The 21,489-nt window shown below is 51.7% G+C and carries 15 protein-coding genes, 2 tRNA genes, 3 rRNA genes and 1 other RNA gene; 2 read left to right on the top strand and 19 right to left on the bottom strand.

Going from position 1 to position 21,489, the window contains the following annotated elements; translation table 11 throughout:
- Positions 1–75: 75 nt before the first annotated feature.
- The 11 genes from K2F33_RS07195 to ffs all read right to left on the bottom strand — a co-directional run bounded on the left by K2F33_RS07195 (position 76) and on the right by ffs (position 9,538).
- A 23S ribosomal RNA gene (locus tag K2F33_RS07195) occupies positions 76–3,004 on the bottom strand.
- Between the two features lie 190 nt (positions 3,005–3,194).
- Positions 3,195–3,270 (bottom strand) — tRNA-Ala (locus K2F33_RS07190).
- Positions 3,271–3,314: 44 nt separating this feature from the next.
- Positions 3,315–3,391, bottom strand: a tRNA-Ile gene (locus K2F33_RS07185).
- 45 nt (positions 3,392–3,436) lie between these two features.
- Positions 3,437–3,553: ribosomal RNA gene (rrf, locus tag K2F33_RS07180) — 5S ribosomal RNA — on the bottom strand.
- Between the two features lie 109 nt (positions 3,554–3,662).
- Positions 3,663–5,215 (bottom strand): 16S ribosomal RNA (locus tag K2F33_RS07175).
- Together the 16S, 23S and 5S rRNA genes with 2 tRNA genes alongside form the textbook arrangement of a ribosomal RNA operon.
- A gap of 290 nt (positions 5,216–5,505) precedes the next feature.
- Entirely contained in the window at positions 5,506–5,778 is a 273-nt protein-coding gene (locus K2F33_RS07170; protein ID WP_263881315.1) for a pro-sigmaK processing inhibitor BofA family protein, read from the bottom strand.
- A gap of 54 nt (positions 5,779–5,832) precedes the next feature.
- A complete protein-coding gene (locus K2F33_RS07165) occupies positions 5,833–6,144 on the bottom strand; it encodes a DUF2508 family protein (RefSeq protein ID WP_076176969.1) in 312 nt (103 codons plus the stop codon).
- Positions 6,145–6,341: 197 nt separating this feature from the next.
- Positions 6,342–6,941 (bottom strand): recombination mediator RecR, encoded by a 600-nt coding sequence (recR, locus tag K2F33_RS07160; protein WP_076176968.1) that lies wholly within the window; start codon positions 6,939–6,941, stop codon positions 6,342–6,344.
- 27 nt (positions 6,942–6,968) lie between these two features.
- Positions 6,969–7,280, bottom strand: coding sequence for a YbaB/EbfC family nucleoid-associated protein (locus K2F33_RS07155; RefSeq protein ID WP_263881314.1), 312 nt, complete (start codon positions 7,278–7,280; stop codon positions 6,969–6,971).
- A gap of 44 nt (positions 7,281–7,324) precedes the next feature.
- Positions 7,325–9,046: a DNA polymerase III subunit gamma/tau gene (gene dnaX / locus K2F33_RS07150; RefSeq protein WP_263881313.1), complete on the bottom strand. Its 1,722-nt coding sequence runs from the start codon at positions 9,044–9,046 to the stop codon at positions 7,325–7,327.
- Between the two features lie 224 nt (positions 9,047–9,270).
- Positions 9,271–9,538, bottom strand: an RNA gene (gene ffs, locus K2F33_RS07145) — signal recognition particle sRNA large type.
- Between the two features lie 181 nt (positions 9,539–9,719).
- On the opposite strand from ffs, the gene K2F33_RS07140 reads away from it, so the two are divergent.
- Entirely contained in the window at positions 9,720–10,967 is a 1,248-nt protein-coding gene (locus tag K2F33_RS07140) for a stalk domain-containing protein (protein WP_263881312.1), read from the top strand.
- Positions 10,968–11,128: 161 nt separating this feature from the next.
- Here the strand turns inward: K2F33_RS07140 and rpmE are convergent, their stop codons facing one another.
- The 8 genes from rpmE to rpoE form a co-directional block, all read right to left on the bottom strand.
- On the bottom strand, positions 11,129–11,326 hold the full coding sequence (rpmE, locus tag K2F33_RS07135) for a 50S ribosomal protein L31 (RefSeq protein WP_076176964.1): 198 nt from the start codon (positions 11,324–11,326) through the stop codon (positions 11,129–11,131).
- 122 nt (positions 11,327–11,448) lie between these two features.
- The gene (locus K2F33_RS07130) at positions 11,449–12,723 is read right to left on the bottom strand and encodes a radical SAM family protein (protein ID WP_116234523.1); all 1,275 of its coding nucleotides are present in this window, start codon (positions 12,721–12,723) and stop codon (positions 11,449–11,451) included.
- A gap of 24 nt (positions 12,724–12,747) precedes the next feature.
- Positions 12,748–14,094, bottom strand: a complete 1,347-nt coding sequence (gene rho, locus K2F33_RS07125; RefSeq protein WP_076176962.1) for a transcription termination factor Rho — start codon at positions 14,092–14,094, stop codon at positions 12,748–12,750.
- 197 nt (positions 14,095–14,291) lie between these two features.
- Positions 14,292–15,542, bottom strand: a complete 1,251-nt coding sequence (locus K2F33_RS07120; RefSeq protein WP_076176961.1) for a UDP-N-acetylglucosamine 1-carboxyvinyltransferase — start codon at positions 15,540–15,542, stop codon at positions 14,292–14,294.
- 196 nt (positions 15,543–15,738) lie between these two features.
- Positions 15,739–16,593 (bottom strand): class II fructose-1,6-bisphosphate aldolase, encoded by an 855-nt coding sequence (gene fba / locus K2F33_RS07115; protein ID WP_263881311.1) that lies wholly within the window; start codon positions 16,591–16,593, stop codon positions 15,739–15,741.
- Between the two features lie 183 nt (positions 16,594–16,776).
- Entirely contained in the window at positions 16,777–17,160 is a 384-nt protein-coding gene (locus K2F33_RS07110; RefSeq protein ID WP_076176959.1) for a response regulator, read from the bottom strand.
- Between the two features lie 175 nt (positions 17,161–17,335).
- Positions 17,336–18,937 (bottom strand): CTP synthase, encoded by a 1,602-nt coding sequence (locus K2F33_RS07105; RefSeq protein WP_076176958.1) that lies wholly within the window; start codon positions 18,935–18,937, stop codon positions 17,336–17,338.
- A gap of 419 nt (positions 18,938–19,356) precedes the next feature.
- Complete coding sequence (rpoE, locus tag K2F33_RS07100; protein ID WP_076176957.1) at positions 19,357–19,914, bottom strand: DNA-directed RNA polymerase subunit delta; 558 nt, start codon at positions 19,912–19,914, stop codon at positions 19,357–19,359.
- A gap of 386 nt (positions 19,915–20,300) precedes the next feature.
- On the opposite strand from rpoE, the gene K2F33_RS07095 reads away from it, so the two are divergent.
- Positions 20,301–21,464, top strand: coding sequence for a S8 family peptidase (locus K2F33_RS07095; protein ID WP_263881310.1), 1,164 nt, complete (start codon positions 20,301–20,303; stop codon positions 21,462–21,464).
- Positions 21,465–21,489 lie beyond the last annotated feature (25 nt).

Here is a 21,489-nt window from a genome sequence, read left to right as displayed (position 1 = left end):
AGAGTAATTTCAAAACACATCCAGGAATTTGACTCCCTGAAAACTAGATACGAAACGAATCTACGATTTATTTTTTTGGATAAGCCCTCGACCGATTAGTATTGGTCAGCTCCATGCATTGCTGCACTTCCACCTCCAACCTATCTACCTCGTCGTCTACAAGGGGTCTTACATACTGGGAAATCTCATCTTGAGGGGGGCTTCACGCTTAGATGCTTTCAGCGCTTATCCCGTCCGTACGTAGCTACCCAGCCATGCTCCTGGCGGAACAACTGGTGCACCAGCGGTACGTCCATCCCGGTCCTCTCGTACTAAGGACAGCTCCTCTCAAATTTCCTACGCCCACGACAGATAGGGACCGAACTGTCTCACGACGTTCTGAACCCAGCTCGCGTACCGCTTTAATGGGCGAACAGCCCAACCCTTGGGACCTACTTCAGCCCCAGGATGCGATGAGCCGACATCGAGGTGCCAAACCTCCCCGTCGATGTGGACTCTTGGGGGAGATAAGCCTGTTATCCCCAGGGTAGCTTTTATCCGTTGAGCGATGGCCCTTCCATGCGGTACCACCGGATCACTAAGCCCGACTTTCGTCCCTGCTCGACTTGTAGGTCTCGCAGTCAAGCTCCCTTCTGCCTTTGCACTCTTCGAATGATTTCCAACCATTCTGAGGGAACCTTGGGGCGCCTCCGTTACTCTTTAGGAGGCGACCGCCCCAGTCAAACTGCCCACCTGACACTGTCCCCATACCGGATTACGGTACCAGGTTAGAACCTAGATACGATCAGGGTGGTATCCCAACGGCGCCTCCACCCAAGCTGGCGCTCAGGTTTCAAAGGCTCCCACCTATCCTGTACAGATCGTACCCAAATCCAATATCAAGCTGCAGTAAAGCTCCATGGGGTCTTTCCGTCTTGTCGCGGGTAACCTGCATCTTCACAGGTATTAAAATTTCACCGGATCTCTCGTTGAGACAGCGCCCAAGTCGTTACGCCATTCGTGCGGGTCAGAATTTACCTGACAAGGAATTTCGCTACCTTAGGACCGTTATAGTTACGGCCGCCGTTTACTGGGGCTTCGGTTCACAGCTTCGGGGTAAACCCCTAACCGCTCCCCTTAACCTTCCAGCACCGGGCAGGCGTCAGCCCGTATACTTCGCCTTGCGGCTTCGCACAGACCTGTGTTTTTGCTAAACAGTCGCTTGGGCCTTTTCACTGCGGCCCCCTCGTGCTATTCACACTACCGGGGCACCCCTTCTCCCGAAGTTACGGGGTCATTTTGCCGAGTTCCTTAACGAGAGTTCTTCCGCGCGCCTTAGAATTCTCTTCTCGCCTACCTGTGTCGGTTTGCGGTACGGGCACCTTCACCTGGTTAGAGGCTTTTCTTGGCAGTGTGAGATCATGACCTTCGGTACTATAATTTTCCCTCCCCATCACAGCCCAGCCTTAAAGTGTGCGGATTTGCCTACACACCAGCCTCACTGCTTGGACGAGCATCCATCAGCTCGCGTCACTACCCTCCTGCGTCACCCCATCACTCATAACGGTTTACGGTGGTACAGGAATTTCAACCTGTTGTCCTTCGATTACGCCTGTCGGCCTCACCTTAGGTCCCGACTTACCCTGAGCGGACGAGCCTTCCTCAGGAAACCTTGGGCTTTCGGCGGATCAGATTCTCACTGATCTTTTCGTTACTCATACCGGCATTCTCACTTGTATACGCTCCAGCACTCCTTACGGTATACCTTCAACGCTGTATACAACGCTCCCCTACCCCTGATGCAAAGCATCAAGCCATAGCTTCGGTGGTGTGTTTAGCCCCGTTACATTTTCGGCGCAGAGTCACTCGACCAGTGAGCTATTACGCACTCTTTCAATGGTGGCTGCTTCTAAGCCAACATCCTGGTTGTCTGTGCAACTCCACATCCTTTCCCACTTAACACACACTTGGGGACCTTAGCTGATGGTCTGGGCTGTTTCCCTTTTGACAATGGATCTTAGCACTCACTGTCTGACTCCCGGTTACAAGTCGATGGCATTCGGAGTTTGACTGAGCTTGGTAACCCTTGCGGGCCCCGCACCCAATCAGTGCTCTACCTCCACGACTCTATTCACCGAGGCTAGCCCTAAAGCTATTTCGGGGAGAACCAGCTATCTCCGAGTTCGATTGGAATTTCTCCGCTACCCCCACCTCATCCCCGAATTTTTCAACATTCGTGGGTTCGGGCCTCCAGTGCGTGTTACCGCACCTTCACCCTGGACAGGGGTAGATCACACGGTTTCGGGTCTACGTCCACGTACTTAATCGCCCTATTCAGACTCGCTTTCGCTGCGGCTCCGGCTTCTCACCTTAACCTTGCACGGGAACGTAACTCGCCGGTTCATTCTACAAAAGGCACGCCATCACCCATAAACAGGGCTCTGACTTCTTGTAAGCACACGGTTTCAGGTTCTATTTCACTCCCCTTCCGGGGTGCTTTTCACCTTTCCCTCACGGTACTGTTTCACTATCGGTCGCTAGGGAGTATTTAGCCTTAGCAGATGGTCCTGCCAGATTCATACGGGGTTTCACGTGCCCCGCACTACTCGGGATCCGTCTCGGAGGGAACTGACTTTCGGCTACAGGGCTTTTACCTTCTATGCCGGGCCTTTCCAGACCTCTTCGCCTAACCAGTTCCTTTGTAACTCCATGTGAGACGTCCCACAACCCCGGCCAGCAAGCTGACCGGTTTAGGCTGTTCCGCGTTCGCTCGCCGCTACTGACGGAATCACTCTTGTTTTCTCTTCCTCAGGGTACTTAGATGTTTCAGTTCCCCTGGTATGCCTCAATCTGTCCTATGTATTCAGACAGAAGTGACTGACTATTACATCAGCCGGGTTTCCCCATTCGGACATCCCCGGATCAAAGCTTGCTTACAGCTCCCCGAGGCAGTATCGTTGTTCGCCACGTCCTTCATCGGCTCCTAGCGCCTAGGCATCCTCCGTGTGCTCTTAGTAGCTTAACCATAATGACTCCTGTTTTGCCCGATTCGTTTTCTTGTTTTGCGCAAGCGCAAAGCCAAAGGCTCTCATCGTTCAAAACACTCGTCTGCTACTTTTTTACTTCTTGGTCTTACAATGAAGACACAAGCAGCTAAAAGGATATTTCTAAAACGCAGATTCGTTTCGTTATCTAGTTTTCAAGGATCAAATATTTGGTGGAGCTAAGCGGGATCGAACCGCTGACCTCCTGCTTGCAAGGCAGGCGCTCTCCCAGCTGAGCTATAGCCCCATAAATAACCCCAATAAGTGATTTACACTTGAATGAAGTTTATATGGTGGGCCCTAGTGGACTCGAACCACCGACCTCACCCTTATCAGGGGTGCGCTCTAACCAACTGAGCTAAGGGCCCATATCGTGTATGGGAATTATTCATTTGAAACCCATAAGGGTTTGCGCTTGGCAACGTCCTACTCTCCCAGGACCCTTCGGTCCAAGTACCATCGGCGCTGGAGGGCTTAACGGTCGTGTTCGGGATGGGTACGCGTGGAACCCCTCCGCTATCGCCACCAAACGCGTTTGAAAGAGGTTTGCTCTCTCAAAACTGAGCAACGAGTGAGTAACTAGCCGACCGGCTAGATTTGTATTTGAATGCTTCCGTTGCAGGAAGCGATTCTCCATAGAAAGGAGGTGATCCAGCCGCACCTTCCGATACGGCTACCTTGTTACGACTTCACCCCAATCATCTACCCCACCTTCGGCGGCTGGCTCCTTGCGGTTACCTCACCGACTTCGGGTGTTGTAAACTCTCGTGGTGTGACGGGCGGTGTGTACAAGACCCGGGAACGTATTCACCGCGGCATGCTGATCCGCGATTACTAGCAATTCCGACTTCATGCAGGCGAGTTGCAGCCTGCAATCCGAACTGAGACCAGCTTTGATAGGATTGGCTCCACCTCGCGGCTTCGCTTCCCGTTGTACTGGCCATTGTAGTACGTGTGTAGCCCAGGTCATAAGGGGCATGATGATTTGACGTCATCCCCGCCTTCCTCCGGTTTGTCACCGGCAGTCATTCTAGAGTGCCCACCCAAAGTGCTGGCAACTAAAATCAAGGGTTGCGCTCGTTGCGGGACTTAACCCAACATCTCACGACACGAGCTGACGACAACCATGCACCACCTGTCTCCTCTGTCCCGAAGGAAAGGCCTATCTCTAGACCGGTCAGAGGGATGTCAAGACCTGGTAAGGTTCTTCGCGTTGCTTCGAATTAAACCACATACTCCACTGCTTGTGCGGGTCCCCGTCAATTCCTTTGAGTTTCAGTCTTGCGACCGTACTCCCCAGGCGGAATGCTTAATGTGTTAACTTCGGCACCAAGGGTATCGAAACCCCTAACACCTAGCATTCATCGTTTACGGCGTGGACTACCAGGGTATCTAATCCTGTTTGCTCCCCACGCTTTCGCGCCTCAGCGTCAGTTACAGCCCAGAGAGTCGCCTTCGCCACTGGTGTTCCTCCACATATCTACGCATTTCACCGCTACACGTGGAATTCCACTCTCCTCTTCTGCACTCAAGTCACCCAGTTTCCAGTGCGAACCAAGGTTGAGCCTTGGCCTTAAACACCAGACTTAAATGACCGCCTGCGCGCGCTTTACGCCCAATAATTCCGGACAACGCTTGCCCCCTACGTATTACCGCGGCTGCTGGCACGTAGTTAGCCGGGGCTTTCTTCTCAGGTACCGTCACTCCGATAGCAGTTACTCTATCGGACGTTCTTCCCTGGCAACAGAGCTTTACGATCCGAAAACCTTCATCACTCACGCGGCGTTGCTCCGTCAGGCTTTCGCCCATTGCGGAAGATTCCCTACTGCTGCCTCCCGTAGGAGTCTGGGCCGTGTCTCAGTCCCAGTGTGGCCGTTCACCCTCTCAGGTCGGCTACGCATCGTCGCCTTGGTGAGCCGTTACCTCACCAACTAGCTAATGCGCCGCAGGCCCATCCGCAAGTGACAGATTGCTCCGTCTTTCATCATTCCCTCAGGAGAGGAAATGAGATATCCGGTATTAGCTCACGTTTCCGTGGGTTATCCCGGTCTTGCAGGCAGGTTGCCTACGTGTTACTCACCCGTCCGCCGCTAACCATCAGGAGAGCAAGCTCTCCATCAAGTCCGCTCGACTTGCATGTATTAGGCACGCCGCCAGCGTTCGTCCTGAGCCAGGATCAAACTCTCCAAGAAAGTTTGTAGCTCATTTTGAATCTGACGAGATTGATTTAATCTCAATCGCTCCGGTCTTAAGACCATCGCGTTTATACTCACTCGTTGTTCAGTTTTCAAAGATCAAAACTTCTCTTTCAGCACCGCTGTTTTATCTCAGCAGCAACTCTTATAATATATCATGTTGCCCAGCAATTCGTCAAGCACTTTTTTTAATTTCTTTTTTCTTTCGCTTCCTGCCAGTCCGGCAGGCTTGTACCTTTTCGAAAGGGGCGAGAATTAATGTACCACAGAATGCAACCACTCGTCAACTACCCCATTAAAGTTAATTTTAAACCATAAAGAAGCGCAACGCCAGGCAGTCCCAACACCGTTACCGTTCCTATCGTTGCTGGATTAAGCGGAATGTATACTTCGGAGATCAAGCCTGAGAAATTTACCAGGTAAAGTCCCAGTGCCGCCAACACCAAATGCGCTCCGAACATCGTCAACCAGCCAAATCCCAGCTTTTTCTTAAAGACGATGAACAGAAGCAGAAACAGCGAGACGCCAAGCACACCCCAAATCAACATTTTTACGGTCATGGATCGATCTCCTCCTAATCAAATCGTTATAAATACAACATTACCTCCACTAAATTAATGGGACATCGTCCGGGTGCCCATCCCTCTGGCCGCCGCCGATGCTTCCCTTGTTATCATTTGCACTCGGTTGAGGCCGATGTCTTTGGCTTGCTTCAAATGCATTTGATACTTGCGCTCCGCTGCTTCCAGCATATAAATCGCATAGTCGATCTGGTCTTGTCCGAGCGCCTCCTCAAACCGCAGCCTAGCGCGTTCCCATTCCGCATGAGCATTTTGGACATCGTTATAAACGATCCACTTCTCTTCCTGTTCCTCTTTGTACTGCTGTGCAGACATTCCTGATTTATTCCTCTTGAACCAAGTCATGTCCCAGACCCCTCCCTTGTCCACGAAAGTTACGGGCGGCTAAAGTACGGGTGCCTCACACCGCCTCCATTCTCATACTTATTCAGGAAAGGGACAAACTTAGAACAAAAAAAGAAGCCTCCGAAGAGGCTCCTTCTATAAGTGCACGATTCAAATGTAAATGATCTCTTAACAAAACGCTAAACACTAGCACAACTTCAGTTCAATTGACGCCGTCCTTCCAAGGCCTTCGACAAGGTTACCTCATCCGCGTACTCCAGGTCCCCGCCTACCGGCAGACCATGCGCGATACGCGTCACGACGATTTCAAAAGGGCGTACCAGCCGCGAAATGTACATCGCCGTCGCTTCCCCTTCGATATTCGGATTCGTCGCTAAAATAAGCTCCTTGACCCGCTCATCGCTAAGTCGGGTAAGCAGTTCCTTCAGTCGAATATCATCGGGACCGATTCCCTCCATCGGAGAGATGGCTCCCTGAAGAACGTGATAATAACCATTGAATTCCTTGGTCCGCTCCATGGCGACAAGATCTTTGGGATCCTGCACTACGCAAATGACAGACGGATCGCGCGTTTTATCCTGGCAAATCCGGCACGGATCGGTGTCTGTAATATTGCAGCATACGGAACAGTAGGTGAGATTCCGCTTGACGCTGACCAGGGCCTTGGCAAAGTCAATGACGTCGTCCTCTTTCATGTTCAGCACATGAAAAGCAAGCCGGGCCGCGGTTTTCGGCCCGATGCCCGGCAGTCGCGTAAACGCATCGATCAGCTTCGAGATCGGTTCGGGATAATACAAAGCGCAGGATCTCCTTCAGCTCTAAATTTAGAACAAGCCAGGAATTTTCATTCCGCCTGTAAATCTGCCCATGTCGGCATTCGCAATTTCGTCCGCTTTACTCAGCGCATCGTTCACAGCAGTCATCACCAGATCCTGCAGCATTTCCACGTCGTCCGGATCAACAGCTTCCGGCTTAATCGTAATGGAGAGCAGTTTTTTGTGGCCGTTCATTTCCACGGTAACCACGCCGCCACCGGATGTACCTTCAACCTTTTTGTCAGCAAGCTCTTCCTGTGCCTTGAGCATTTGCTCCTGCATTTTTTTCACTTGCTTCATCATTTGATTCATATTATTCATGGGTCATCTCTCCTTTAATTAATTGAGTGCACTTCAAGGTGCGGCTAATCTTTTATGACAACGAGGTCCTCTCCAAACATCTGGAGCGCCTCATCAATCCATGGTTTTGAATTCGGATCTTTCGATTCATGCTCATGCTCGAGCTTCAGCTCTTCTTTGGGCTGCGCAGCCCCTTCCATCGAGGCGCTCCAATCCCGCTGCATCATGGTAACCAAATGATACGGTTTGCCGAGCACGGAGTGCAGCACGCCCTCGATCACCTGCTTATTGGCCGGCTTCTCGGTCGTTTCCCGGTGAATATTATTTTTAAAGGCAACCAGCAAGGCGTCATCAGTCGCGGAAACCGGCTCGCCGTCCATAAACCAGGCATGGACCGTCACCTTCTCCTCCTTGACTCCTTGCAGAATATGAGCCCACTGGCGTTGAATCTCCATGAATTCAGGACTTCCCTTACTTGCTACAAACTGATCCATATTCGCCGGAATCTTCGCGGCCGACGACATGCGCGGGGCCGGCGGAGCTGCAGGCTTGGATGGTCCGCTATTACCAGCGGCCGGAGCCGCACCGGACTTGATGAAGCGCTCGAGCTTCTTCTCCAGAGAGGCAACCTGCTGCTTGAGCTGATTGATCACAGCCGAATCAGCCGCCGCCTCCTGAGGACGATCGCTCTCCCCCGCTTCACGGGGAATGCCACACAGCTTGAGCAGCGCAACCTCGAACAAGGTCTGAGGCTGGGAAGCATATTTCATTTCACTCTGATAATGATTGAGCGTATCGATCATTTGGAACAGCTGCTTGCGGGAAAAGGCAGAAGCCATCTCCTTGTATTCTTCCGGATGAAGGACACGGTCCGTGAGCTTGTCTGCCTGCGGAATCATCTGGATCATCAATAAATCGCGGAAATAATACAGCAGGTTCTCCATGCATTTATCGGCGCTCTTGCCTTCCTGCATAAAACCTTCCACCAGCATGAGCACCTGGCCCACGTCACCTTCCAGAATGGCCTGTGCAAGTTTGCCGAATTGCTCCGAAGCAATCCCACCAGTCATACTCAGCACTTGTTCATAAGATACATGACCGCCGGTAAACGACGCAATCTGATCCAAGATGCTCAGCGCATCCCGCATCCCGCCGTCGGATAGCCTTGCTATATATTGAAGCGCTTCATTCTCCGCTTCAATGCCTTCTTCCTGTGAAATCTGTCTTAACCGATCCGTCTGCTCCTCCAGGGATACCCGGCGGAAATCAAAGCGCTGACAGCGCGATATAATCGTCGCCGGCAGCTTGTGCGGTTCGGTCGTCGCCAAAATAAACATGACGTGTGGAGGGGGTTCCTCCAGCGTCTTCAGAAGCGCATTAAACGCCTCTGTCGTCAGCATATGCACTTCATCAATAATATAAACCTTCTGCCTTACTTCGGTCGGTGCGTACTTCACTTTCTCGCGAAGATCGCGGATTTCTTCCACGCCGCGGTTAGAAGCAGCGTCAATCTCCTGAACGTCCATCACCGCACCCGAAGTAATTCTGCGGCAGGATTCGCATTCATTGCACGGCTCCGCTGCAGGTCCACGCTCGCAGTTTACCGCTTTGGCCAAAATTTTGGCCGCGCTGGTTTTACCGGTTCCGCGCGGGCCGCTGAACAGGTAGGCATGGGAAACCCGCTGTTCGCGGATCGCGTTCTGCAGCGTTTGAATGATATGCTGTTGTCCCACCATGTCCCGGAACGACTGAGGCCGCCAGGCACGGTACAACGCTATATGTTCCACTTCGCTTACCCTCTTTCAACTTCCACAAAGCGTGGGTTCGTTGCCTCATCATTATACTATAATCCGGCGTCATGCAAAACGTCCAACACGCATGTTGCAGCAGGCTTTTACCTGTCCGCCGCCTGCGTCCGTGACTGAAATGCCGCCATGAGAACATCCGGAATAAATAAAAAGCATCTTTACCACCTGATGGCAAAGATGCTGAAATCATTGTCAAGTTTAAGCCGTGCACCTGTTATTGATGATTGCGATCCGAGTGGCACCCCTGCGTAACAACTCGGGCTAGGCTATCCTCCGGCACAAGAGTGGGCTTGCTTATGGCTGCTTCCTTCCGGACCTGACCAGGTTCACAAGTACTCATTGCGGAGGACCCAACCGTCAACATTGCACGCAGGGACCAAACCTCACATCGACAATACCTCTAACAGGAATTCAACCTCGCTACAGCGGATTGCGAGTTACAGGGCACCGCTACCTCCCCATCTAGCACGGTGAAAATAAGTATATCGCATGCCTGTACAAAAAGCAACCACCCGGCAGAAAGTGGATAAACGCTCAAAAATAAATCTATTATTCTCGTTCCATATTCATCTAGCAAACGTTTATTGATATAGTGGTCCTATACCACAACCAATCCTACACATACGATTTTAAACGGAAAGGAACATCGCGCATGAATAAAGCAACCAAAACCGCATTGTGCCTGCTCATAGCAGCCACTGCCTGGAGCGGCATCGGCCAGAAGCCGGCTAGCGCCGCTGCACCCGTCAGCATCGTGCTGGACGGATATCCGCTGCCTTTCCCGGCTGCACCCAAAGTCGTTCAAGGAACGACACTTGTCCCCTTCCGGGCCATCTCCGAAGCGCTGGGCATCAGCGTGCAGTGGAATGCCTCGGCCAAGCAGATCACAGCAGTAAAGACAGACAAAGATTCCACGAAAAAGGTCGTTCTGACCGTCGGAAGCCGCAGCGCGACCGTAGACGGGACCAAAACGGCGCTGACCGTAGCTCCCCAAATGTCCGGAGGAAGCGTCCTAATTCCGCTCAGCTTCTTCAGCCAGCAGTTCGGCGCCGGCGTCAACTGGGATCAGGCGACGCATACCGTTACAATCGTGTCCCCCCAAGAAAAAATGTATACGCTGGCCTTTTACGCCATCTCGTCATTTTCTGAGTCGAGCCTGATTCCAAGCTTCGACGCAGCCGCCTTTGGCTGGAGTCGCATCGACGATCAGGGCCGGTTCACAACGACAGGCCAGGATTTTAAATGGCCGCAAGCGGCCGGCGATGTGACGCCGGAGAGCCTCGTCAGCTCCGCTGCTGCAGCCGGCACCACCCCTTATTTGATGGTATTTTCCGGCGATACCAAGATGGAACTGACGAAGGCGACCCAGGATCCTGAGCTTCAGGCAAGCCTGATTCAACAGATGGTAGATACGGCCAAAACTAACGGATTCCAAGGCATCCTGCTGGACTTGGAAGGACTCGGGCTTACGGGGGACGCAGCGGCTGTACAGGCATCCTTTAATGCTTTCGTTCAAAAAGCAGCTGCCGCCACTCACGCCCAGGGCTTGAAGCTGTCGATCGCCCTGCCGCCGCTGAACGGTTCTTTTCATGGATACGATTATAAAAAGCTTGGCACGCTGGCCGATGAGCTTATCGTTATGGCATATGCCTATACCGATGAGAAAAACCCGCAGCCTAACGACAAAGTGGATGCGGCCATCCAGCTTGCGCTCAAACAGGTGCCTGCCAGCAAACTGGTTCTCGGTGTTAACCTTGCCAGCGAAAACGAAAACACCGTGAACACCAAAATTGGCCTGGCCAAACGGTACAATCTGAAAGGTATCGCCTTATGGCGCCTCGGCTTTAATAAAACCAACGTATGGGCAAAAATCGGCCAATCGATCGACTTGAACAATTAAGACGCGGAATACATGCATGGTACGTTATAAGGAAGGTTCCTACGGAATACAGGATCGGATTTTATTGTAATTATATTTTATTAAAGAAAAAATCCCCGGTTCATCGAACCGGGGATTGTCATTTGTTAAAAATATAACGGATCTATGCTGCCAGGCAGCAATTACATTCCGTATTTCTTCTTAAATCTATCAACACGGCCGCCAGCATCCAGGAATTTCTGTTTACCAGTAAAGAACGGATGGCAGTTGGAGCAGATTTCGACGCGAAGCTCTTCTTTCACCGAACCCGTTTCGAACGTGTTGCCGCATGCGCAAGTTACCGTAGTAACGTGGTATTTTGGTTGAATTTCTGTTTTCATGACTTTCACCTCTTTTTGCCCTGAGCCTCAGGCGGACCCAGAGTTATGTTGACACATAAATTCATTATAGCAGGGACGCGCCTATAAATCAATGGTTTCTTCCCGTTCCAGGCGCTGCCGGATTAAGACAGAATCGGCTTTTTCGGGCGGATCAAGCTTGGAGGCGGAACATGGGTATAAGAACCGATGACCACATCCGGAAGCTCCGCTTGGAAAATTTCAATCGCCTGCTTCATCCCCAAAATTTCGCCTTTGGCCGGCGGGATCAATTCCAAATAGCTCTCCGGATCAATGTTCAGGTTACGCAGCTGAATCAGCTTCAGATTGGTCCGGCGCGCAAACTCCACCATCGCCTCGATTTCCTCTTCACGGTCTGTGACGCCAGGGAAAATCAAATAGTTGATGGACGTGTAAACGCCTTGGTCCGACGCATACTTCAGCGATTTTTCCACATTGGCGAGCGTATAACCACGCGGCTTATAGTAGGCGTTGTAATGGTCGTCCAGCGCGCTGATCGTGCTCACCCGCATCAGGTCGAGACCCGCATCGACGATGCCGCGGATGAAATCCGTCAGGCCGGCATTCGTGTTGATATTAATATATCCCATATCGGTGATCGAACGCACCTCGCGCATCGCTTCAATGATGATTTTGGCCTGTGTGGAGGGTTCGCCTTCGCAGCCTTGTCCGAAGCTGATGATCGACTCCGGCGTTTTTAAATGCTCCAGCATAATTTGAACGAGCTCGTCCACCCTCGGTTTGAAATTCATCCGGGTCTGGGGCGCCACAAATCCGCTGTCATCCGGTTGTTCTGAAATACATCCGAAACAGCCGGCATTACAGGAGTAAGATACCGGAACAGCCCCTTCCCAACGATTCAAAAACGTATTGGATGCGGTCAGACATTCATAACCGAGCGCACAATTGGATAAATGCTGGTACAGCCGGTTCTCCGGATATTTCTCCGTCAGACGCTTCACGCCAAGTTCCAATTCCTCTACATCGCAGTTCAGCGGGTTCCACTTCTCCGGGTCATCCGACAGTCTGCCCGTCGTGTAAAATTGTCCGTCCTTCCACACGACAGCCGAGTAACCAAAGAGCGGCAGCTTGTATTCCTTGTCCGTCTTCACATAGCCGGGCAGGCATAACCGGGTGTAACCCTGCGGGAGCAGTGCCCCCACAGCCTGAGCGTCTCCCGGGAGCGCCGTCATCTCACCCGTTTCCGGATCCATACCGATGGCACGGGTGTTGGGGAGGCCGACCAGCGTCGCGCCTTCCGGCAGGGGAATCAGCTCATCTTCCATAATTTCCACGATCATATCCGCGCTGCGGCCGAGACCGTACAGAGTGGGATGATCAAATACGTTGCCTTTTTCATCGGCATATACCAGATACATGATGTTCTCCTCTTTATGCTAAATTTAAGTCAGCGGCACGGAAGCCGTCGACGGGCGTGAGGTGCGCCGGTTGCTGCTGTGGCTGTTCGAGGACGAGGAGGAACTGCGGCTATGGCCGTTTCCTGCTCCATGCACGTCAAAGGAAGCCAAAAATTCGGCATTGGTTTTGCAGTCACGCAATTTCTTCAAGAATCCCTCCACGAAGTCGGCGGATTCGTTCATATTTTTACGGATCGCCCAAATGGTATCGAGCTCATCCTTCGTTAACAGCACTTCTTCACGACGCGTTCCCGAACGGCGGATATCGATGGCCGGGAAAATGCGGCGCTCGGCCAGCTTGCGGTCCAGGTGCAGCTCCATGTTGCCGGTTCCCTTAAACTCTTCATAAATGATATCGTCCATCCGCGAACCGGTATCAATCAGCGCTGTGGCCAAAATGGTCAGACTGCCGCCTTCCTCCACGTTCCGGGCAGAACCAAAGAACCGCTTCGGACGATGGAATGCCGCCGGATCGATACCACCGCTCAGCGTACGTCCGGATGGCGGGATGACCAGGTTGTAAGCACGGGCCAGACGGGTGATGCTGTCCATCAAAATGACAACGTCCTTCTTATGCTCAACCAGACGCAGCGCGCGTTCAAGTACCAGTTCCGCAACCTTGATGTGGTTCTCCGGCAGCTCATCAAACGTTGACGCAACCACCTCTCCTTTTACGGAACGCTGCATATCCGTCACTTCCTCAGGACGTTCGTCAATCAGCAGTACAAAAAGTTCAATCTCGGGATTGTTGGTGGAAATGCTGTTGGCAATTTCTTTTAAGAGGAGCGTTTTACCTGCTTTTGGAGGTGCAACGATCAAACCGCGCTGTCCCAGACCGACCGGGGCGAGCAAATCCATAATTCGAGTAGACAAATGGTTAGGGGATGTTTCAAGCACAAGTTTCTTTTGCGGATAGAGAGGAGTCAGTGCCGGAAAGTGTAACCGTTCGGATGCCGTCTCCGGGCTCTCCCCGTTGACCGCATTAACTTGCAGCAAACCGAAATACCGCTCGTTCTCCTTCGGTGCGCGGCACTTCCCTGATACCAAGTCTCCCGTACGAAGGTCGAATTTACGAATCTGGGAGGCGGAGATATAAATGTCCTCGGTGCTTGGGAGGTAATTGATCGGCCTTAGGAAGCCGTAACCTTCCGGGAGAATCTCGAGCACACCTTCCATAAACATAAGTCCGCTCTGTTCGGCCTGCGCTCTCAAAATAGCAAAAATCAGTTCTTTCTTCTTCAACTGACCGTAATAAGGGATCTGGTACTTCTTCGCCAGTTTGTACAATTCGGTCAGCTTCATTTCTTCCAAATCGGCAATTTGTAAATCCATGTAATAACCACCTATTCAATTTTATAAGTCCTGACAAGAGCTTAGCATCAAATGGAGGAAGACGCTAATCTATGAGTCTATGAAAATCCTCATTAGGATAGGATTACCCAAATTAGAAGGAGATATGCAGGTCATGACGAAAAAATCAGCTTCATTCAATCTATTTCCCGCATTCTCCTAATATTACAGCACCCTGATTATTGTTCGCGCCAGACATCGGCGCCAAGCATCCGCAGATTGCTGACGAGGTGATCGTAACCCCTGTCGATGTACTCCACGCCAGTCACTTCCGTCACGCCTTCCTCGACTGTAAGGCCGGCGATCACCAGCGCAGCCCCCGCTCGGAGGTCGGAAGCCTTGACTTTGGCCGCATTTAGGCGGCTCTTCTCGATGACGGCCGAACGGCCCTCGACGCGGATTTTAGCGCCCATGCGGACCAGCTCCGGCACATGCTTAAACCGGTTGCTGTAGACAAAATCGCTGAGCACGCTTACGCCTTCAGCCTGGGTTAGCAGACTGGTCATTGGCGATTGTAAATCTGTAGCAAATCCTGGGTATATCAGTGCTTTCACATCGACATGGCCATATGATGGACTCCCCATCACGCGAATGCTCTCGTCGAGCTCCTCGATTTGGACCCCCATCTCCAGCAGCTTGGCTGTAACAGCTTCCAAATGCTTAGGAATAATATTGTCGATCAATACGTCACCGCGCGTTGCCGCGGCGGCAATCATATATGTTCCCGCCTGGATCCGATCCGGGATGATGGAATGGCGGCAGCCGTGCAGCTCGGATACGCCTTCGATACGAATCGTTTCCGTGCCGGCGCCTTTAATAATGGCTCCCATGGAGTTCAGAAGCGTGGCCACATCTATAATTTCAGGCTCTTTCGCCGCATTTTCGATAATTGTGGAGCCTTTGGCTCTGGCAGCCGCCAGCATAATGTTAATCGTCGCGCCTACGCTGGATACGTCGAGGTAAATTTTTGCCCCGCGCAGCTCCTTCGCATGGAGATGAATCGCGCCATGCTCGTTCGTCACGGTCGCGCCCAGCGCTTCAAAACCTTTAATATGCTGATCGATCGGACGGGGCTCGAAATTGCATCCTCCCGGCAGACCGACGACAGCCTCCTTAAACCGGCCAAGCAGCGCACCCATCATATAATAGGAGGCTCTCAGCTTCTTCACCGGCCCGTTGGGCATCGGAATGGATACGATCCGCGAAGGATCGATGTTCATCTGGCTCCCATCCCAAGATACCTTTGCCCCAAGCTCTTCCAGTATTTCTGCATAAACCGCCACATCACTAAGCAGCGGCAGGTTGTCCAGTATTACTTCGGACTCCGCCAAAATAGCCGCGGGAATCAACGCGATGGCGCTGTTCTTCGCCCCACTGATTGAAACGGTGCCTTGCAGTGGGCGTCCACCGCTGATCATCAATTTTTCCATAAGCTAAGGTTCCCCCCACATACTTCGCAGCCGCAAAATAGTTCTGTGTCCATTTTGGTGTATGAAATGGAAAAACACCGGCTAAGCGGTGTGCTTTCCATTCCTTGCTATTCAATTGGGTGCCCCGGAGCGGGGCAGCCCTCTATATCATGAACCACACTGTAGGGCTGGGCCCTACTTCAAACCTTGTGTTACATTAAGCCTGGTTGTTGGATCCAAACTCGCGGATTTTGCCGACAACAGTTGCCTTGATGGCATCGCGGCCTGGAACGATGTATTTACGCGGATCGTATACGTCCGGTTTAGCAGCAAGAACTTCACGCACCGCTTTGGTGAACGAGATTTGGTTCTCTGTGTTGACGTTGATTTTGGATGTGCCCAAAGAGATGGCTTTCTTGATATCATGCGTCGGGATGCCTGTCCCGCCATGAAGAACGAGTGGAAGGTTCACGGCGTCGCGAATCTCTTCCATTTCTTTAAAACCGAGGTTTGGTTCGCCTTTGTAAGGTCCATGAACAGAGCCAAGCGCCGGAGCCAGCGTATCGATTCCGGTTTCTTTGACGATGCGTACGCAGTCATCCAGTTTGGCATACATAACAGATCCGATTACGTCATCTTCCTGACCACCGACCATTCCAACTTCGGCTTCAACGGAAACCCCTTTGGAATGCGCGTATTCAACAACTTTGCGCGTCGTTTCGATGTTGGTGTCGATTGGGCTGTGAGAGTCGTCGATCATGACGGACGTAAATCCAGCGTCGATCGCTTCCTTACATTTGTCGAAGCTTGAACCGTGGTCCAGGTGAATGGCTACGGGAACCGTAATCTTCATATCATGAAGCAGGCCTTCCACCATTTTTACAACGGTATAGAATCCGCCCATATGACGAGCCGCGCCTTCGGATACGCCCAGGATTACCGGGGATTTCTCTTCTTCGGCGGCAGCAAGAATCGCTTGCGTCCACTCAAGGTTGTTGATGTTGAATTGACCAACCGCATACTTCCCTTGAAGTGCTTTGTTTAACATGTCTGTCATGGATACTAATGGCATGGTTCCAATCCTCCTAAAAAGTGTTTGTCTGATCTAAGGGTTTTAAGCCGAAATTCGCATTGCATTCAGCGCTATTATACCACATCATATTGTAAATGCTAAACAAGCATTTGAAATTAAGCAGATATAGGAAGGGCAGGGCAAAAAAAAAGAATTCTGCCGGCTCAGCAGAATTCCATCGCTTTAACCAAATTGAACCGGGCTGTCTTTGAGCTGCATGTTTACTGCCACCCGCATCTCATCGATATCGAACGGCTTCGTAAAGTGCATGAGTGCTCCAAGCTCGGTCGCTTCCTTGATCATATCAAGCTCTCCGTAGGCCGTCATCATGATCACTTTGATGGATGGATTCATTTCCTTGATGTGCTTCAGGATTTCAAGCCCGTCCATTCCGGGAATCTTCATATCGAGCAGAACCAGATCCGGCGATTCCTTCTCCACAATTTCCAGTGCAATCTTGCCGTTGGCCGCCTGAAACGTCGTATAACCTTCACTGTTGAACACTTCCATGAGCAGAATGCGAATACCGTTCTGGTCATCGACGATCAATACCTTTTTGTTATCCACTCAACTTACCTCCCAACAATCAGCTGCGTCCGAATCAAACCCCTAATTCCTAACTAAACTGTTAATTCCATACTCCTGCAATCTCCATTTAAAGGTATTCGCCTTCTAGATACAAATTCCTGCAACTTCATATAAATGAAAAATGGGCCTCCTGAGGGAGACCCATAGCTGTATATTAACGTTCTACTTGCAGCGCAGCCTTCACGAATTCACGGAACAACGGCTGCGGACGATTCGGACGTGACGTGAATTCCGGATGGAACTGCACAGCCAGGAACCAAGGATGGCCCGGAAGTTCCACAATTTCCACCAGACGTCCGTCCGGGGACGTTCCGGAAATGCGCAAGCCCGCTTTTTCAATCTGCTCGCGGTACTCATTGTTGAACTCATAACGATGACGGTGTCTCTCGTAGACGAGCTCGTCATTGTAGCACTGCATCGCCAGGGAGCCCTCGGCCAGCTTGCAAGGATACAATCCAAGGCGCATCGTTCCGCCCAGATCTTCAATATCCTTCTGCTCCGGAAGCAGGTCGATCACCGGATACTCGGTGGATGGGTTGATTTCCGAGCTGTTCGCTCCTTCGAGTCCCAGCACGGAACGGGCGTATTCGATCACAGACACCTGCATGCCGAGGCAAATGCCGAAGAACGGAATTTGCTTCTCACGGGCGTAACGGATCGCCGACACTTTACCCTCAATCCCGCGGTCACCGAAGCCGCCTGGAACCAGAATGCCGCCGATGCCGTGCAGCAGCTCGCCCACGTTCTCATCGGTCACTTCTTCCGCGTTCACCCAGCGGATTTTCACATCGGCGTTTGCGTCAAATCCTGCATGGGAAAGGGACTCAACCACACTCAAATAAGCGTCATGCAGAGCGACATATTTGCCGACGATAGCGATTTCCACCGTTTTCTCCAGCTTGTTAATGCGATCTACCAGGCTTTCCCACTCGGTCATGTCCGGCTTCGGCGTCGTCAGCTTCAAGTAGTTGACCACGATCTCGTCGAGCCCTTCATCGCGAAGGTTCAGCGGTACCTCGTAAAGCGTAGATGCGTCGCGGCACTCCACGACCGCACTTTCGTCGATATCGCAGAACAGTGCGATTTTCGCCTTCATATCCGCAGACAGCTCATGCTCCGTCCGGCATACGATCACATTCGGCTGAATGCCGATGCTGCGAAGTTCCTTCACGCTGTGCTGAGTCGGCTTGGTTTTTACTTCACCTGCAGCTTTAATGTAAGGAATCAGCGTCACGTGGATGTACATCACATTCTCGCGGCCAATTTCACTCTTGATCTGACGGATGGCCTCAAGAAACGGTAAACTTTCAATGTCGCCGACGGTTCCGCCGATTTCCGTAATCACGACGTCAGAGCCTGCTTCGCGGCCTGCACGGAACACCCGCTCCTTAATTTCGTTCGTGATATGTGGAATGACCTGAACCGTTCCGCCCAAATATTCCCCGCGGCGTTCTTTGCTGATCACCGAGGAGTACACCTTCCCCGTCGTGACATTGCTGTTCTTGGACAGGTTGATGTCGATGAATCTTTCGTAGTGCCCCAGATCAAGGTCGGTCTCGGCGCCATCGTCCGTTACGAATACTTCACCGTGCTGGTAAGGACTCATGGTGCCGGGGTCTACGTTCAAATACGGATCGAATTTCTGGATCGTCACCTTTAAACCCCTATTTTTAAGCAGCCTTCCGAGTGAAGCGGCGGTAATCCCTTTACCCAAGGAAGACACGACCCCGCCCGTCACAAAAATATACTTTGTCACTGTAAAAACCCTCCTATTAAAGTCCAGAAATTCAGGCGACATATGATGTTTAGCGTAACCCAATTCACGTTTTTTCATCGGAATCGGGCCGAAACAAGTTTGTTGCTTTCTCTCTCTGTGAACAACAATGCGCCATTTGAAATCAAATGGCACAATTGGGTAATCGACATTATATAGATTGAACTAAAAAAGACGAATCATTTCCATTCCATTCCCAGTTCATCTACCCCCGCGAATATGGTGGAAGGAGAGTTCCGCTTCCATGACATACCGCATTAAAAAACAAAAAAGTGACACCCGTAGTACGGGGCACTTTTTATTATTTTACGCATATTTAAATCTCAATCATAAGCCCATGCAATAGTTTACTCTGTGCCTTGTCCCGTGTCAAGAGAGGATTGGCGATTCTGCGAATGGAATTAATCTTCTTCCTCATCGAGGTCGTCTTCTTCTTCCTCTTCCTCATCCTCTTCAACGGCCTCTTCATCTTCCAGGTCCTCGTCGTCGAGCATCACGTCTTCGTCATCTTCCACTTCTTCCTCGGAATCGTCATCGGAATAGATGTCGTCATGATCCTCGTCGATCCGGTCGAAATCATCGTCGCTGTCCTCAGCAAACGTATCTTCCTCGTCCGTGAAATCGTCATCCTCATCATCGTCGTCATCGTTAATGATGCGCGGACGCTTGGAGCTGCTGATCGGATCTTCGGAGCGGTCGATCGGATACCAGCGCTTCAGTCCCCACAGGTTCGTTCCTACGCAGGCAAACCGGCCGTCGATATTAATTTCTGTATATAGCTGCGCAACGGTCTCTTTAACTTCTTCATCCGTCAAACCGCGAAGCTTGGCTACCTCTTTCATCAGGTCGAGATAATAAAACGGCGTATTAGCCGCCTTCAAAATGGCAAAGGCCAGGTCGACCATTGGCATTTCCCGGATTTTCTCGGGATCCATTTTAAGCTGGAGTGAGTTACTCACTTACGGACACTTCCTCTCACGCAAAGTTCACCTTATATATCGTTACTTATAACAACATATCCATTATCAAAACTAAGTAAAACCTATTTATAAATAAAATGCAAGTTTTAAGTGCATAAAGGAAGGCTGCAAGGTTGTCCCAAAAAAGGCGAATGAAAAGGCGGAGTATCCTCCGCCTTCCGACTGTATCCGCCCACAAAGGAGAAACTCCTCACGGGACTTGGAAAGAGACGCCCATGGCCTCTTCAGTCTATATTATGTCCGCCTCCGGCTTTTGACATCGGGGCAGGGCCTATTTCGTCAAAAAAGGGCATGTTCCCACTCCTGCCGCACTCCCCGCTCATACAATGCAAAAGCAGGGTTCATTATGAGGGGGACTGCCCAACATGGACTACACCGATTTTATCCAGATGCTGCTTGAAGATATGGAGAGTCCCGTATCGTCCGGAGAAAAAAACATTATCAGGTTTCGCGAACCGCGGCATTTCTATGCCTGTCAGGATCGGCTGCAGATGCTTCACCTTCGGTATCCGAACATGCCCGGCATTCAGGTGTCCGATCTCCTCAAGGCCATGATCGCTCCGTTTCCGGTCAGCAGCAGGTTGATGTCCAAGTACCATGACGATCTTATTATTGAAGAAGACACCCAAATGCAGGTCCATACCTTGGTGAACAACAAAGTCAACCAAAGTCCAGGCATCCCGTACGGAGTCAAGCAAATTCAGGCTCCCAAAGCCTGGTCCACTTCGACGGGCTACCGCATCCGGATCGGAGTGATCGATACCGGGGCCGACTACTATCATCCCGATCTGCGCCAGTCGCTGGCCAAAGGGATCAACCTGCTGCACCGGCATCTGCTGCCGCTCGATGACAACGGGCACGGCACCCACATTGCAGGAACCATTGCTGCCGCGAACGGTCCTGACGGCATGATCGGCGTCGCCCCGCGGGCCATGATTTTTCCGGTCAAAGCCTTCGACAATAACGGATCCGCCTATGTCTCGGACATTATCCAGGGAATCGACTGGTGCGTCCGCAACCGCATGCACATCATCAATATGAGTTTCGGCATGAAGACCAAGAGCAAGGCGCTGCTGGACATCGTCGGCAAAGCCTATACGGCCGGGATCTCGATCGTCGCCTCGTCCGGCAATGACGGGAAGCGGCGGAGCATCGATTATCCTGCAAGGTACGGGCAGACCATATCCGTGGGAGCGACCGACCGGAACCGCCGCATCGCCACCTTCAGCAACCGCGGTGACCTCATCGATATTTATGCGCCGGGCGATAAAATCATTTCTTCCTGGACGCGCGGCAAGTACCACGAGATGAGCGGCACCTCCATGGCGACCTCGCATGTCAGCGGATCAATCGCGCTGCTGCTTGCCCAAAATCCCGACCTGTCGCCGGCCGAAATCAAAGAGCTCCTCGTTGCAACCGCCACGCCGCTGCGCCCGAGAAAAGGGCAATCCCGCGTCGTGCACACCGGTGAAATCAACGCCTACCGGCTGCTGCGTGAAGGCATCAAACGCAAAAATAATCCAAGCTAGACGAGAGCGGCTGTACCGCTCAGGG

The sequence above is a fragment of the Paenibacillus sp. PSB04 genome (assembly GCF_025809195.1).
GTDB lineage: Bacteria > Bacillota > Bacilli > Paenibacillales > Paenibacillaceae > Paenibacillus_AQ > Paenibacillus_AQ favisporus.
Note: the sequence above shows the minus strand (reverse complement) of the source record. Positions and strands in the feature narration are given on the sequence as shown.